The organism is Sphingopyxis sp. YF1, assembly GCF_022701295.1.
GTDB lineage: Bacteria > Pseudomonadota > Alphaproteobacteria > Sphingomonadales > Sphingomonadaceae > Sphingopyxis.
On sequence record NZ_CP033204.1, the window covers coordinates 3,120,144 to 3,134,394 of the forward strand.

The 14,251-nt window shown below is 67.1% G+C and carries 13 protein-coding genes and 1 tRNA gene; 7 read left to right on the top strand and 7 right to left on the bottom strand.

Annotated features, from left to right (window positions below):
* Positions 1–213 precede the first annotated feature (213 nt).
* A tRNA-Arg gene (locus EAO27_RS15135) sits at positions 214–290 on the bottom strand.
* Between the two features lie 58 nt (positions 291–348).
* Between EAO27_RS15135 and EAO27_RS15140 the strand changes: the two genes are divergently transcribed.
* Positions 349–1,098: a queuosine precursor transporter gene (locus EAO27_RS15140; RefSeq protein WP_242771189.1), complete on the top strand. Its 750-nt coding sequence runs from the start codon at positions 349–351 to the stop codon at positions 1,096–1,098.
* 4 nt (positions 1,099–1,102) lie between these two features.
* Positions 1,103–1,474, top strand: coding sequence for a hypothetical protein (locus EAO27_RS15145; protein WP_242771192.1), 372 nt, complete (start codon positions 1,103–1,105; stop codon positions 1,472–1,474).
* Here the strand turns inward: EAO27_RS15145 and purQ are convergent.
* A complete protein-coding gene (gene purQ / locus EAO27_RS15150) occupies positions 1,436–2,101 on the bottom strand; it encodes a phosphoribosylformylglycinamidine synthase subunit PurQ (RefSeq protein WP_242771195.1) in 666 nt (221 codons plus the stop codon). The genes EAO27_RS15145 and purQ overlap by 39 nt on opposite strands.
* 25 nt (positions 2,102–2,126) lie before the next feature.
* A complete protein-coding gene (gene purS / locus EAO27_RS15155; protein WP_242771198.1) occupies positions 2,127–2,357 on the bottom strand; it encodes a phosphoribosylformylglycinamidine synthase subunit PurS in 231 nt (76 codons plus the stop codon).
* 180 nt (positions 2,358–2,537) lie between these two features.
* Here purS and EAO27_RS15160 point away from each other — a divergent pair, with 180 nt between their 5' ends.
* The 3 genes from EAO27_RS15160 to EAO27_RS15170 all read left to right on the top strand — a co-directional run bounded on the left by EAO27_RS15160 (position 2,538) and on the right by EAO27_RS15170 (position 3,941).
* Positions 2,538–2,711, top strand: coding sequence for a (2Fe-2S)-binding protein (locus EAO27_RS15160; RefSeq protein WP_242771201.1), 174 nt, complete (start codon positions 2,538–2,540; stop codon positions 2,709–2,711).
* A 98-nt stretch (positions 2,712–2,809) separates the two neighbouring features.
* Entirely contained in the window at positions 2,810–3,292 is a 483-nt protein-coding gene (bfr, locus tag EAO27_RS15165; RefSeq protein ID WP_242771204.1) for a bacterioferritin, read from the top strand.
* Between the two features lie 229 nt (positions 3,293–3,521).
* Complete coding sequence (locus EAO27_RS15170) at positions 3,522–3,941, top strand: addiction module antidote protein (protein ID WP_242771206.1); 420 nt, start codon at positions 3,522–3,524, stop codon at positions 3,939–3,941.
* A gap of 403 nt (positions 3,942–4,344) precedes the next feature.
* Here the strand turns inward: EAO27_RS15170 and EAO27_RS15175 are convergent, their stop codons facing one another.
* Together EAO27_RS15175 and EAO27_RS15180 are read right to left on the bottom strand one after the other, a co-directional pair.
* Positions 4,345–7,257, bottom strand: coding sequence for an insulinase family protein (locus EAO27_RS15175; RefSeq protein ID WP_242771208.1), 2,913 nt, complete (start codon positions 7,255–7,257; stop codon positions 4,345–4,347).
* Between the two features lie 42 nt (positions 7,258–7,299).
* Positions 7,300–8,445 (bottom strand): diguanylate cyclase, encoded by a 1,146-nt coding sequence (locus EAO27_RS15180; protein ID WP_242771211.1) that lies wholly within the window; start codon positions 8,443–8,445, stop codon positions 7,300–7,302.
* Positions 8,446–8,606: 161 nt separating this feature from the next.
* Here EAO27_RS15180 and EAO27_RS15185 point away from each other — a divergent pair, with 161 nt between their 5' ends.
* Complete coding sequence (locus tag EAO27_RS15185) at positions 8,607–10,601, top strand: lipoxygenase family protein (protein WP_242771213.1); 1,995 nt, start codon at positions 8,607–8,609, stop codon at positions 10,599–10,601.
* A gap of 85 nt (positions 10,602–10,686) precedes the next feature.
* Here EAO27_RS15185 and purC read toward each other — a convergent pair whose 3' ends face one another.
* Positions 10,687–11,466 (bottom strand): phosphoribosylaminoimidazolesuccinocarboxamide synthase, encoded by a 780-nt coding sequence (gene purC, locus EAO27_RS15190; protein ID WP_242771215.1) that lies wholly within the window; start codon positions 11,464–11,466, stop codon positions 10,687–10,689.
* Between the two features lie 208 nt (positions 11,467–11,674).
* On the opposite strand from purC, the gene EAO27_RS15195 reads away from it, so the two are divergent.
* A complete protein-coding gene (locus tag EAO27_RS15195; RefSeq protein WP_242771217.1) occupies positions 11,675–12,598 on the top strand; it encodes a crotonase/enoyl-CoA hydratase family protein in 924 nt (307 codons plus the stop codon).
* Here the strand turns inward: EAO27_RS15195 and EAO27_RS15200 are convergent.
* Positions 12,589–14,220: an alkaline phosphatase D family protein gene (locus EAO27_RS15200; protein WP_242771219.1), complete on the bottom strand. Its 1,632-nt coding sequence runs from the start codon at positions 14,218–14,220 to the stop codon at positions 12,589–12,591. The two genes, EAO27_RS15195 and EAO27_RS15200, sit on opposite strands and share 10 nt — an antisense overlap.
* Positions 14,221–14,251: the final 31 nt, after the last annotated feature.

Consider the following 14,251-nt stretch of genomic DNA (forward strand, 5'->3'; position numbering starts at 1 on the left):
CCCGTCGCCTTGCGATGGCCGAACCCGTGATCAGGCCATCGAAGGTCGAAAAGCTGGCGCTGCTGCTCGGCGACAAGTTGCATCATGCCCCGCCTGATCTACGCCAGGCTTACACCCGGCTGCTGCCCAGCGAGGTGCGCGTGAACGACAGGGAAATCCGCATCAGCGGCTCCAAAACCGTACCGGCCCGCAGTTCTCTCTTTTGTTCGAGAATGGCGCGCCCGGCAGGATTCGAACCTGCGACCACCCGCTTAGAAGGCGGGTGCTCTATCCAGCTGAGCTACGGGCGCCCGGCGCGGCGAATAGCGCGGTTTGCGCGCGCCGCAAAGCGCGATAAGCAGCAAGGCCATGATCGAGTCATCCCCTGCCGACGGTGCGCCCGCCGCCGTCAATGCCGCCGCGGTGCGGCATTTCCGCTATTATGATCTGGTGATGGCGGCTTTCGTGGCGATCCTGTTGCTCAGCAACATCATCGGTGCATCGAAACCAAGTTATATTCCGCTGCCCGACGGCGGCCAGTGGGCGTTCGGCGCTGGCGTGCTGTTTTTCCCCATCAGCTACATCATCGGCGACGTACTGACCGAAGTTTATGGTTATGCGCGCGCGCGGCGAGTGATCTGGACCGGATTTGCCGCGCTCGCCTTCATGGCGTTCATGGCGTGGGTCGTCGTATCGCTGCCACCCGCCGACGGCTGGCCGCACCAGGGGGCCTATGAAGCCGTGTTCGGCAACAGCTGGCGCATCGTGATCGCGTCGATGTGCGCCTTTTGGGTCGGCGAATTCGCCAACTCCTATGTCCTTGCCCGCATGAAGCTGTGGACCCGCGGACGTTTTCTGTGGATGCGCACGATCGGATCGACGATCGTCGGCCAGGGGCTCGACAGCCTGATCTTCTATCCGCTGGCCTTTTACGGACTTGCCGGGTGGCCGCCCGAGCAATTGGCCCAGGTCGTGTTGTCGCAGTGGCTGATCAAGACCCTGTGGGAAGCGGCGCTGACCCCCGTAACCTATGCCGTCGTCGGCACCCTCAAGCGCCGCGAGGGGGTCGACATCTTCGACGAGGGTACCGACTTCACCCCATTCCGGGCAAAGGTCTGACGGAGTGGCAGCCGCCGCATCGGAGATTTACCAACAGCTCAAGCTGCTGCTGATTGACGGCAGCGGGCTCAGCAAGGACGCGCTCCACATCTATGGCGGGATGGCGATCTATCTCGGCGCGCGGCTGCTGGTTCCGCAGCGGCGCTGGGTCGCGTGGACGCTGGTTCTGGCAGCCGCGCTGGCCGGCGAATGGCTCGACCTGCGCGGCGAAAACCTGCGCGGCGACCTGCAGCCCGACACCGCGCACTGGCACGATATCTGGAACACGCTGTGGTGGCCGAGCGTGCTCGTGCTGCTCGAACGCTGGTGGCCGCCCGCCTCGGCGCGCGGCGAAGCGTCAGGCGAGGACGCCGAGCGCGGCTTCGAACAGGCGTAGTCCGTCGGTGCCGCCGTGCGCGCGGTCGATCGCGCGTTCGGGGTGCGGCATCATGCCGAGCACATTGCCGGCGTCGTTCAGCACGCCCGCGATGTCGCGCGCCGAGCCATTGACCGGCGCGGCGTAGCGGAACGCCACGCGTCCCTCGCCCTCGATCCGGTCGAGCGTCGCGTCGTCGGCGAAATAATTGCCGTCATGATGCGCGACGGGAATGTCGATCGTCTCGCCCGCCTGATAGGCGGCGGTGAACAGCGACTGGCTGTTCTCGACGCGGAGCGTCACGCTGCGGCAGACGAAGTTCAGGCCCGCGTTGCGCATCAGCGCGCCGGGGAGCAGCCCGGCCTCGGTGAGCACCTGGAAGCCGTTGCACACGCCGAGCACCGGCACGCCGCGCGCCGCCGCGTCGGCGACCGCGCGCAGGATCGGCGAGCGCGCCGCCATCGCGCCGGAGCGCAGATAGTCGCCATAGGAAAAGCCGCCGGGCAGCGCGATGAAATCGGTGCCGTCGGGCAGTTCGCTGTCGCGATGCCACACCATCGCGGGCGCCCTGCCCGTCACGGTTTCGAGCGCGACCGCCATGTCGCGGTCGCAGTTGGAACCGGGAAAGACGATGACGGCGGTTTTCATGGCGATGCTCCTCGTGACCCGCGGATCAGGTGCGCTGGATGCGGTAGTTCTCGATCACCGTGTTCGCGAGCAACTTCGCGCACATCGCGTCGAGATCGGCGTCGGTGACATCGTCGGCGACTTCGAGTTCGATGAAGCGGCCCGCACGCACGTCGCTGACGCCGCCGAAGCCCAGCCCCTCGAGCGCATGGTGGATCGCCTTGCCCTGCGGGTCGAGGACCCCCGGCTTGAGCGTCACATAGACCTGGACTTTCATGGGAGGGCCTTTGTTCTGGAAGGGCGGGAAGATGGGCGCGCCTATGCCCGCGAATCACGCCGCGGGCAAGGGGCCAGCGCCACGAAATCGCGGCTGCTCACACTGCGAGTCACTCGCATCTTTCCTATTGCGAATCCCTCGCACTATCCCTAGACCGGGATTGTTGAGAAGGATTCGCACATGGTCGTCTGTGTCTGCAACGCAATAAGGGAAAGCCAGCTGCGCGACGTCGCGCGCGATGGCCAATTGCGGTGTGCCAAGGCCGCTTATGCGCAATTGGGTCGCAAACCCAAGTGCGGACAGTGCCTGTCATTCGCTCGCAATATCATCAGCGACGTCGCCGCGACCGCCTGATTTTTCTTGGTTTTCCGCCTTTTTTGACCTTGGCCTGAGCGGGTCCGGGGGGGTATGATGCACCCTTCCCCACCCGATCTCAAAACAGGACAAGACCAATGAAGGGCGACGAAAAAGTCATCGATTTCCTCAACGAGGCGCTCAAGAACGAGCTGACCGCGATCAACCAATATTGGCTGCACTATCGCATGCTCGACAATTGGGGCGTCGCGCGGCTCGCGCATTTCGAGCGCGAAGAGTCGATCGACGAGATGAAGCACGCCGACAAGCTCGCCGACCGCATCCTCTTTCTAGGCGGCCTGCCCAATTTCCAGCTGCTCGGGCGCCTGCGCGTCGGCGAAACGGTCGAGGAAATCCTCAAGGCCGACCTCGCGATCGAGGAAGAGGCGATCCCGCTGCTCAAGGATGCGATCGCGCATTGCGAAAGCGTCCGCGACTATGTCAGCCGCGACCTGTTCTCGGACATCCTCGAAAGCGAGGAGCATCATGTCGACGAACTCGAAAAGCAGTTCGAGATGATCGCGCGCATGGGACTCGAAAACTATATCCAGCTCCAGTCGAAGCCGGTGAGCGACGACTGATCGCACTTCGCGCCGATCCGGCCGCCGGCCGGTGCGGCGCGCGCAAAGAAAAATCGCGGTTTTCGGAGGCGCTTTCGGGCGCCTCTTTTTTCGCTTGTATTTGCGAATAATTCTCAATAGCAAGGCGAGGCAGTCCCCTCCTGCCGGTCGCTGCACCACGCAGCGGCCGGCGGCTTTTTCGAAAGCCGGCACGGGATTGCCGACGATCGGCCCGGCACGAGGAGACAGCATGGAAAGCAGCAGTTTGATCCGCAGGCTGGCCGAGCAGGCGCTCGTCCGCGACCTGCCGGTCGGCGCCGCGCAGGCGGTGCTCGCGCTGCGCTACTGCATCCTCTGTCGCCGCAGCGAGCGCGACCCGATGCCAGAGCTCGAACGCCGCTGGGGCAATATCCTCGCGGCGCGGCGCTACCGGCTGGTGGTCGAGGCGATCGGGCATTGCTGGCCCGATCCCTTCGCCGTCGCCCCGCCCTGCTGCCCGCGTGTCAGCTTCGACGAGGCGCTGCTCGCCGATATGGTCGGCGCGGCCGCTGACGGCGATCGCGCCCGCTTCGACCGGCTGAGTTCGGACCTGCTCGGCGGCGATGGCCGCGAGATGATCTTCGTCGCGCTGGAAAATTTCATCCGCGCAAGAGCACCGGGCCGGGTTTGACGCGCGGCAGCGCCGACGCGCCGCGATGATAGCCGATGCCAGCCGCAGGATGGCAAACCGCCATGGCCTTCTTTCGTCGTTCCGGGTTCGGTCGGGTCCCCGTTGGTGTCGAGCGAAGTCGAGACACGCTGCGTTCGTGCGGGCCTTCACGTGTCTCGACTTCGCTCGGCACCAACGGACTTGAGGGGCGTGATTTGACCGCAAGCGGTCGGTCGCTACCGCTCCTCCCTGTCGCGCAGGCTGTGGGGAAGGGGGGGGGGCGCCGCGAAGCGGTGGTGGAGGAGCGGCAAGGCCTCGCGACGCCTGACGGCGCCGGCCCCTCCGTCAGCGCTGCGCGCTGCCACCTCCCCATCGCTGCGCGACAGGGAGGATTTCCGACCGCAACCGGTCGTTGGGGTCGTCGCTATGTCCCCGCCTTGTCGCTCACCGCCTTGATCACCAGCGCCTTGTCGTCGCCCAGATAGCGCTTCGCGAGTGCCTGAAGCTCGGCCGCGGTCGCGCCCTCGACCTCGGCGATGCCCTGGCGACTGCGGTCGAGCCGCGCCTCCTTGCTCGTCGCCGCGGCGACATAGGGCAGCCAATAGCCATTCTCGCGGCGCGCCTTGGTCATCGCCTCGACCAACGGCCGCCGTGCGCGGTCGAGCAGGTCGGCATCGACGGGTGCATCGCGAAGTTCCTGCGCGATACGGAAGATCGCGGCGCGTGTCGTCGCGATATCCTTGAAATCAACGTTGCTCGACGCGAAAAGATGGCCGTAGCCGGGGAAATCATCCGACAGGGTCGCACCGGCACCGGGGCTGTAGCTTTCGCCAAGCTTCTCGCGCAGTTCTTCCGTCAGCTTCAACTGCATCACACGGCCCAGCAGTTGCAGCCGCATCGCCTCGGCAAGGTCGCTGTCGTCGCGCGCGGGCCAGTAGACGCGTACCTCCGCCTGCTCGGCGGGGCCTTTGTGGATCAGCGTCCGCTCGCTGCGGTCCTGCGCATATTCGCGAATGCGCGCCTCGGGACGCGGGTCGAAGGCCGGGCGGCGTTCGGGCAGCGCGCCGAAGGTTGCGGCGATGGCGTCGATCGCCGCCTGCTCGTCAATATCGCCGACGACCCCGATCTCGATCGCGCCATGCGTCATGCTGTCGGCGATCGCGGGTTTGAGGCTCGCCCAGTCGAGCGCGAGCATGGCATCCAGCGGCGGGGTGACCGCGCGCGGGTCGTCATTGGCGAGAATACCGCCCGCGTCGCGCCCGAGCACCGCGCCCGGCGTCGCGTCGTTCGCGGCATATTGCTGCGGCAGGAAACGCCGGATCAGCGCGAGCCCGTCGGGACGGTAGCCGGGATGGGTCAGGAAGGCCGCCATCAACTGCGCCTGCAGCAGGAAATCCTCGGGCGAGGTGCGGGCGGTGCCGCCGAAGGCATCGGTACCGCTGCCAACGCTGCTGCTTACGGTGCGGCCGGCGAGGATCGTGCTGAGCTCGTCGCGGCTGTGCGCTTCGAGCCCGCCGAGGCTGATCGAACCCGCGAGCGCGACGCGCGTCGGATCCTCCTTCGTAGCGAGCAGGCTGCCGCCGTCGATGCGCAGCGCCAGATAGACGATGTCCTTCTGGAAATCGGTCCGCTTGACGTTGAGCATGACATTGTTGGCGAAGCGGACGCGCCGGATGCCGAGATCGGCGATCCGCGTATCGCTGACGACCGTCCCCGGGGTCCCGAAGTCGGTGTAGGCGAAGACGGCGCTCGCCGCGGCGGCGGGCGCGGCAACCGCGACCTGCTGCGAGGCCTTGAACGCCGTGAGGATCGCGTCGGTGCCGCCTTCGATCGGCGCCTTGCCGGTCACGCGGACGAGCGGCGCGCCGAGCCCCTCCATGCGCTTGCGGAAGGCGGCGGTGACCGCCGCGGCGTCGAGCGACGGCGCGCTCGCCTCGAACAGCGCCTGCGAGGTTTCGGGCCGGGTGACGACGAAATCGCCCTTCGCCGCCTCGACGAGTATATTGGCCAGGCTTTCGCTGCGGCGCGTGTCGACCCCCGCAACCGCGTTGCGGAGCGCGGTGCGACGGTTGGCGAGCTGTTCGTCGACCTCGGCCTGCGTGAAGCCATGTTCGACCGCGCGGCGCCATTCCTGTTCGAGCAGCGCCTGCGCCTCGCGCCATGCCCCCTGCTTCGCCGCGGCGCCGATCGTGACTTGGTCGAAAATATCCCATCCGTTCGAATCGCCGAAATAGCCGTTCAGGATCGGCGAATCCTCGGCGAGCGCCAGCTTGGCCAGGCGGCGGCCGACGATCGCCTCGCCCACCCCCTCGGCCAGATCCTGCGCGCGCTTCGCCCGGGTGTCGGGCAGCTTCACCCAGGGCTTGAACGCCGCGATCGTCACCCCGTCGCTGATCGCGGGATCAACGAAATCGTCGGCGGCCGCCGCGCGGCCATAGTCGATCGTGCCGATGTCGGGGTCGCCGCCCGCGGGGCCGCGCCCCTGCCAGTCGGCGAAGCGCGCTTGGACCTTGGCCTCGATCGCCGCGGGATCGAAATCGCCCACCATCACCAGCGTCGCACGCTCGGGGCGGTAATAGCGGTCGTAAAGGTCGCGGATACGCGCGGCGGGCGCGTTCCGGATCACCTCCTCGGTGCCGACCGGAAGGCGGCTGGCGACGCGCATGCCGGGCCACAGGAAGGCGAACTGGTCGACCGCGCTGCGCAGCTGATAGGTGTCGCGCGCGCGGCGTTCGGACAGGATGATACCGCGCTCGCGGTTCACCGCCTCGGGATCGATCCTGAGCTCGCTCGCGGTCTCGCGCATCAGCATCAGCCCCGTATCGACGAGATCGTCGGAAGCATTGGGAAGGTCGAGCTGGTAGACCGTCTGGTCGAAGCCCGTCGACGCATTGGTGTCGGCGCCGAAGGCCAGCCCCTTGCGTTCGAGCAGCTTGATCATTTCGCCCTCGGGCACGTTGGTCGATCCGTTGAACGCCATATGTTCGAGGAAATGCGCGAGCCCGCGCTGGTCGTCGGCCTCGGCGAAGCTGCCGACGTCGAAGCGCAGGCGCAGCGACACGCTGTCCTTGGGCGTGCTGTTTTTGAGCAGCGCATATTTCATCCCGTTGGGCAGCACGCCGAAGACGATGCCGGGATCGACCGGCACGTCGCTCGCGGCGTAATTCCAGGCGCGCGCGGCATCGGTTTGCGGGTTCGTGCCCGCGCTGACGGTCGTGGCCGCCGGCGCCGCCGGTTCGCGCGCAGCGAGCGGTACGGGTCCGGCGAGAACGACAGCGAGGGCAAGGGCGATGGGCGACAGCGCGGCGGACGCGCGCAGCAGGGGTCCGAAGGTCATGCCGCCTGTCTGGCGGCGCCCCTGCCTGCGGTCAAGCCGCGGTCAGCCCGCCTGCGCGATGCTTTCGACCGGCGACAGGAGCGGATCGCCGGGTCCGGCCTTGGCCGCGTAGACCGCGCGATCGGCGAATTCGAACAGCTTTTGCGCACTGTCCTGTTCGGGCCAGGTCGCGACACCGATGCTGGCACCGACACGGATCACCTTGCCCTCGATACGATAGGGCGCGGCGAGCACCGCGAGGATGTGGCCCGCGAGCGCGGTGTCGAGCAAGGGCGATCCCGCGGGGACGAGAATCGCGAATTCGTCGCCCCCCTGCCGCGCGACCATGGCATGGTGCCCGCACGCGCCGCGCAGCCGCGCCGCCACCTCGCAAAGCAGGGCATCGCCGACCGCATGGCCGTGGAGGTCGTTGACCGGCTTGAACCCGTCGAGATCGAGCAGCGCGATCGCGAAGCGCGTCCCCTCGTCCGCCGCGGCGATTTCGCGGTCGAGCCGCGCATCGAGCTCGCGGCGGTTCGACACCCCGGTGAGCGGGTCGGTGTGCGCGAGGTCGCGCATCTGCTGCTGCAGCTGGAGCAGGTCGACGAGCTGGCCGTGCTGCTGGACGATCATGCGCAGCAGGAAGGCGGTGGCGACGAACAGGCTGGTTCCCGCCGCGAATTCGGGCGGATTGCCCGAGGTCAGCATCAGCAGCATGATCGGCACGAGGCCGATGCCGAGGTTGACGATCGTCGCGAAGCGGATCGACGACAGGCAATAGGCGGTCGCGAGCGACCCCATCGCCATGATCATCGCATAATAGCTGTGATGTTCGGGCGGCGCAGCCAGCCAGTTGACCACCGTCCAGCTGCTGCACATCGCGCCCATCGTGCCCGACAGCCAGGTCGCTTCCTTGATCACCCGGCGCGCGCGGCGCGGGCTCATCCGCCGCCCGCGCGTCTTGAGCAGGAAGAAGAAGCCGAAAAGGCATACGACCGCGAGCGTGACCGGAAAGCCGAGGCGGACGATCCAGTGGACGCTTTCGACCCCGCCGTAGATGGCGGTCGGCGTCGTCGCCGCCAGCATCAGGAACAGCATCGGGGTCAGTGTTTCGACACGATCGGCGCGCAGCAACGCCACATCGTCGCGTATCGCTTCCGGAACCGGCGGAAAAATCCGCGTCCGCAACCAGTGATGAACCCCCGTCATGCGAACGGCGATACCAACCGCGGGTAAAGCATCGGTTAAGGAATTAAATCCCCGCTTATCACCCGAATAGGATCAAACAACAGCGCGATGGATCGCGAAATATTAACCATGTTGTGAAACCAGTCCCGCCAGTCTTTTCGATCCTTGGGGGAATTGTCATCATGTCCTATCCTGTTCCGTCGCTGAACACGCCGGTCGTCGTACCGGCGTCGCCGATGCCGTCCGCACACCCGTCGTTGCCGCAGAACGACAGCCCGGCCCAGCAGGCCGCGCGCGCCGCGCAACTGGCCGCGACGCAGACCGTCTATGTCTGGACCGACGATGTCCCGACGCTGCCCGGCGTTCCGCTCGCGACCCACGTGCCGCGCAACGACGTGCCGACGATCGCATGGTTCGGCCGCCTGATCACCATCGGCCTTACGATCGTGCGCAACGCGCTCGCGGTGAAGCTCGACGGCGTCGACAAGGGCGAACTTGCGGGTCCGCGGACCGACTATGAGACCGCGCTCGCCGAATGCGACGCGATCGAGGCCTCGACCGCAAAGATCGCCACCGACCATGGCGTCCACGAAGGCGGCACCATCTTCGAACGCATCGTCGGCGACGTCGAAAATGCGGTTGCGGCGATCGAACGCGACGCGCATCTTTCGCTGCTTCAGGGCTACAAGGACCGCCTCGAGGAACTGATGAAGGTCAGCGACGCCGAGATCGCCCAACTGGGACGCAAGACCCCGCGCAGCCTCGACGCCTATCGCGCGCTGTTCCGGACGCTGCCCGTCCCCGGTATCGCCTATAATTTCCAGGACGACGGCGAATTCGCCCGGCTGCGCGTGCAGGGGCCGAACAATATGCTGGTCACCGCGGCAGGCGACGCGCTCCCCGCGAATTTCCCGCTGTCGGCAAAGCAATATGCCGCGGTGGTGAACGGCGACACGCTCGACCGGGCGCTCGCCGACGGGCGGCTCTTCCTGCTCGACTACAAGGATCTTGCGGTGCTCGACCCGGGCACGTGGAAGGGCGAGGCCAAATATGTCGGGCAGCCGATCGCGCTGTTCGCGGTGCCACCCGGCGGATCGTCGCTCGTCCCCGTCGCGATCCAGTGCGGCCAGGATCCGGCCGATTTCCCGATCTTCACCCCCTCACCCGCGCCCGAGAAACTGTGGGGCTGGGAGATGGCGAAGCTCGTCGTGCAGGTCGCCGACGGCAATTATCATGAACTCTTCACGCACCTTGCGCGCACGCACCTCGTGATCGAGGCCTTCGCGGTCGCGACGCACCGCCACCTCGCCGAGGTCCACCCGATCTGGGCGCTGCTCGTCCCGCACTATGAGGGCACGCTGTTCATCAACGAAGCGGCGGCGACGTCGCTGATCGCCGCGGACGGCCCGATCGACCATATTTTCGCAGGCACGATCACCTCGAGCCAGGCGGCGGCGGTCGACGCGCGGCTCGCCTTCGACTTCTACGCCCGCATGCTGCCCGCCGATCTCGCCGCGCGCGGCGTCGGCAGCGATTCGGCGCTCGCCGACTATCCGTACCGCGACGATGCCCTGCTCGTGTGGAACGCGATCCACGAATGGGCGCGCCAATATGTCGACCTCTATTATGCGAACGACGCCGCGGTGGCGGCCGACACCGAGCTTGCCGCGTGGGCGGCGTGCCTCGCGACCGAAGCGAAGATCCGGGGCTTCGGCCCGATCACCAGCCGGAAGCAGCTCGCGAACATCTGCACGATGGTGATGTTCACCGCGAGCGCGCAGCATGCGGCGGTCAATTTTCCGCAAAAGGACATCATGGCCTTTGCCCCCGCGGTGACGGGGGCGGGGTGGGAAGCCGCGCCGACCGGGCAGCGCGGGCACGACAAGCCCGGCTGGCTCGCGATGATGCCGCCGATGGCGCTCGCGCTCGAGCAATTGAACGTGCTCGAACTGCTCGGGTCGCTGCACTATCGCCCGCTCGGCGACTATCGCAGCAACGCCTTTCCCTATCCGAAATGGTTCCAGGACCCGCGCGTGACGGCGAAGAGCGGCCCGCTGGCATGGTTCCAGGCCGCACTCGCCGACGTCGAGACCGAAATCCTCGCGCGCAACGCGCAGCGGTTCGCGCCCTATCCCTATCTCCAGCCGAGCCTGATCCCGACGAGCATCAATATCTGAGGGCGTCAGAAATGCGAACCCCGGCGAAAGCCGGGGTCCGTGACCGCTTCGATGGGCCCCGGCTTTCGCCGGGGTGCACGAGAACTCAGCTGCCCTTTTTCTTGCGGTGGCTGTCGAGGTCGAGCACCGCATTGTCGCCCCCTTCGGGCAGCAGGCCCAGACGGCGCGCGACTTCCTGATAGGCTTCGACCTCGCCGCCGAGGTCGCGGCGGAAGCGGTCCTTGTCGAGCTTTTCGTTGGTGGTCATGTCCCACAGGCGGCAGCCGTCGGGGCTGATCTCGTCCGCCAGGATGATGCGGCTGAAATCGCCTTCATACAGCCGCCCGAATTCGAGCTTGAAGTCGATCAGACGGATGCCGACCGCGGCGAACATGCCCGACATGAAGTCGTTGATGCGGATCGCCATGTCCTGGATGTCGTGGAGCTCGTCCTGGCTGCACCAGTTGAAGCAGGCGATATGCTCCTCGGCCACCAGCGGATCGCCGAGCGCGTCGTCCTTGTAGCAATATTCGATCAGCGTGCGGGGCAGCTGCGTGCCTTCCTCGATGCCGAGGCGCTTCGACAGCGTGCCCGCGGCGACGTTGCGCACGATCACCTCGATCGGCACGATCTCGACCTGGCGGATCAGCTGCTCGCGCATGTTGAGGCGGCGGATGAAGTGGGTGGGCACGCCGATGTTGCCAAGCAGCGTGAAGACATGCTCCGAAATCCGGTTGTTGAGCACGCCCTTGCCGTTGATCGTCCCGCGCTTCTGCGCGTTGAACGCGGTCGCGTCGTCCTTGAAATACTGGATCAGCGTGCCCGGTTCGGGGCCTTCGTAAAGGATCTTGGCTTTGCCTTCGTAGATCTGGCGGCGACGGGCCATGGGCGCTTACTTTCCTTGACGTCAAAACAGCTGGCCCCGGCGAAGACGACTCAAGCGAGACGCAGCGCCGGGGCGATGCGCGCGCCTATAGCGACAAAGCGCCCGCGCGTCATCCCCGGGGTTGCACCCCCGCTTTACGTTTACGTCAACTAGGACTTGCACTCGGCGGCGACGCTTGCAACGGTGGTCGCAAACAATGGAGAGACAGATGAGCTTCGAAGAGATTCGCCTCGACAAGCAGGACGGCATCGCGCTGCTGACGCTGTACCGCCCCGGCCGCATGAACGCCTTCACGACGCAGATGATGACCGAGATCATCGCCGCGCTCGACGAGTGCGACGCCGACGATGCGGTGCGCGCGGTGGTGTTCACCGGCGACGGCGATCGCGCCTATTGCGCGGGCGCCGACCTCGGCAGCGGTGCCGACACCTTCGATTACGACAAGCGCACCGACAAGGCGGCGCTGCTGCCCGACGGCATCCCCGCAAGCCCGGTCGCCGACGACGGCACGATCGACTGGTCGCATCCGCTGATCCGCGACGGCGGCGGGCGCGTGTCGATGCGCATCTTCGAGGCGAAGAAGCCCGTGCTCGGCGCGATCAACGGCGCCGCGGTGGGCATCGGCGCGACGATGACGCTGTCGATGGATGCGCGCCTCGCGAGCGATACCGCGCGCTACGGCTTCGTCTTCGCGCGCCGCGGCATCGTTCCCGAAGCGGCGTCGAGCTGGTTCCTGCCGCGGCTCGTCGGCATCCAGACCGCGCTCGACTGGTGCTATTCGGGGCGCCTGATCCCCGCCGCCGAGGCGCATGAAAAGGGCCTCGTCCAGTCGGTCCATACCCCTGGCGAACTCGTCGACGCGGCGATCGCCAAGGCACGCGAACTCACCGCCGACAGCGCCCCGGTCTCGGTCGCGCTGACCCGCCGCATGATGTGGCGGATGCTCGGCGCGCCGCACCCGATGAGCGCGCATCGCTGGGACAGCCGTGTGATCTTTGCCCGCGGGCGCAGCCCCGACGCCGCCGAGGGGGTGACGAGCTTCCTCGAAAAGCGCGCGCCCGAATTCACGTCGAGCGTTGCGAGCGACTATCCCTGGTTCGACGAATTCGAGGACGCACCGCCTTACGGCTGATCGAAACGCCGCCGCCCGCGCGTCGCCGCCATGCGGTGCGTCGTCCTGAGCGCGGGCGTGCGGCTGCGCACCGATGCGAGCATGTGCCAGTCGGCGGTCACCCGCTCGCGATCGAGGCGCACGGTCGCATAGCCGCGATCCTGCGTATTCGCCCATTGGAGCTGCGGCGACGCCGCCCGCAGCGCGGCGGTGCGAACTTCGTCCGAAATCCCCGTGGTATAGGCCTCGAACCCCGGCGAGGTGACGCTGTGCCCGCCGACTTCGACCCCGGCCGGCCGGCCGTCGTGCGTCAGGTCGAACGCCCACGCGTTGTGGCTGTCGCCCGACAGCGTGACCAGATCGGCGTCGGCGCGCTGCGCCGCGGCGAGCAAGCGGTCGCGCGCCGCCGGATAGCCGTCCCAGCTGTCCATGTTGAGCGGCAGTCCCGCCTTTGCCGCGAACTGCGCCACCGCGACGCGGCGGCGGACATAGTCGGGCTGGTCGGCGCCGAACCAGTTCGCCGATTCGGGCGGGGTGAACAGCGATCCCATCACGATCTGCTGCGCGCATACCTGCCAGCGCGTGCCCGCGCGCGTCGAGGCCGCGAAGCCGTCGAACAGCCATTTTTCCTGATCGCCGCCGAGCAATTGCCGCCCGCGGTCGCGGTACCCCGTTTCGGCGAACGCCTTCAGCGCCGCCGCGACGTCGCCCTTGCCCGCGATGATGTCGCCCAGCTCGAAGGGCTTGTCGCGCGCGGTAATGCGCGTTTCGGGAAGGAAGATCGTCGCGAGGTCGCCGACCTGATAGTCGCGCCAGCGCGTGTCGGCGACGGGCATCCATTCGCGATGCGCGCGCTCGGCGGCGGCTTCGCGCGCGCGCCATTCGCCCTCGCCGTCGTTGTGATTCTCGGCGCCGCCCTTCCACACGTCGTTCGCGAATTCATGATCGTCCCACTGCGCGATCATCGGGAACAGCTGGTGCAGCCGCTGGAGGTCGGGGTCGCTGCGATAGGCGGCGTAGCGCAGCCGATAGTCGGCGAGCGCGACGATCTCGTGCTCCGGCTGGACCAGCCGCCCGGGGACGACATCGCTGGCGGCAGGATATTCCCCCGAGCGATATTCGTAGAGATAGTCGCCGAGGTGGACGCACAGGTCGATGTCGCCGCGCGCGGCGGCGTGGCCATAGGCGTTGAACCAGCCAAAGGGCAGGTTCGCGCAGGAAAACAGCGCAAGGTTGAACGACGCCGTCGGCCCCTGCGGCAGGGTGCGCGTCCGCCCCGTCGGCGACATGCGGCCGTCGGGCGCGACGAAACGATAGAAATACCAGCGTCCCGGATGCAGGCCGTCGACGCCGATCTTTGCGGTATGATCGCGATCGCCCGCGGCCGTGACCGATCCACCGCCCGCGATGCGGGCAAAGTCGGACGTTTCCGAAATTTCTGCGGTCAGCCGGGTGTCGGACGGCGCAGCGTAGCGCGTCCATAACAGGACCGAATTGGCGCCCGGCTCGCCGCTGGCCACCCCATGGGTGAAACCCTGCGCCATCGCCGCGCGCGCCGCGCCGGGCAGCGCGAGCGCCGCGAGTCCCGCGGCGCCGAGCTTGACCAGCAGCCGGCGGTCGATTTCGCCCCAAAGCTCGTGCATCGCGAATCCCCTCTCCGGTCGCCGGCGCTCC

What these genes read in the sequence shown, in the direction of transcription:
- purQ (WP_242771195.1), bottom strand. Translation starts at nt 2,101, where the DNA reads ATGAAAACCGCCGTCATCGTCTTTCCCGGTTCCAACTGCGACCGCGAC.
- EAO27_RS15140 (WP_242771189.1), top strand. Translation starts at nt 349, where the DNA reads ATGATCGAGTCATCCCCTGCCGACGGTGCGCCCGCCGCCGTCAATGCC.
- purS (WP_242771198.1), bottom strand. Translation starts at nt 2,357, where the DNA reads ATGAAAGTCCAGGTCTATGTGACGCTCAAGCCGGGGGTCCTCGACCCG.
- EAO27_RS15175 (WP_242771208.1), bottom strand. Translation starts at nt 7,257, where the DNA reads ATGACCTTCGGACCCCTGCTGCGCGCGTCCGCCGCGCTGTCGCCCATC.
- purC (WP_242771215.1), bottom strand. Translation starts at nt 11,466, where the DNA reads ATGGCCCGTCGCCGCCAGATCTACGAAGGCAAAGCCAAGATCCTTTAC.
- EAO27_RS15200 (WP_242771219.1), bottom strand. Translation starts at nt 14,220, where the DNA reads ATGCACGAGCTTTGGGGCGAAATCGACCGCCGGCTGCTGGTCAAGCTC.
- bfr (WP_242771204.1), top strand. Translation starts at nt 2,810, where the DNA reads ATGAAGGGCGACGAAAAAGTCATCGATTTCCTCAACGAGGCGCTCAAG.
- EAO27_RS15160 (WP_242771201.1), top strand. Translation starts at nt 2,538, where the DNA reads ATGGTCGTCTGTGTCTGCAACGCAATAAGGGAAAGCCAGCTGCGCGAC.
- EAO27_RS15195 (WP_242771217.1), top strand. Translation starts at nt 11,675, where the DNA reads ATGAGCTTCGAAGAGATTCGCCTCGACAAGCAGGACGGCATCGCGCTG.
- EAO27_RS15170 (WP_242771206.1), top strand. Translation starts at nt 3,522, where the DNA reads ATGGAAAGCAGCAGTTTGATCCGCAGGCTGGCCGAGCAGGCGCTCGTC.
- EAO27_RS15180 (WP_242771211.1), bottom strand. Translation starts at nt 8,445, where the DNA reads ATGACGGGGGTTCATCACTGGTTGCGGACGCGGATTTTTCCGCCGGTT.
- EAO27_RS15185 (WP_242771213.1), top strand. Translation starts at nt 8,607, where the DNA reads ATGTCCTATCCTGTTCCGTCGCTGAACACGCCGGTCGTCGTACCGGCG.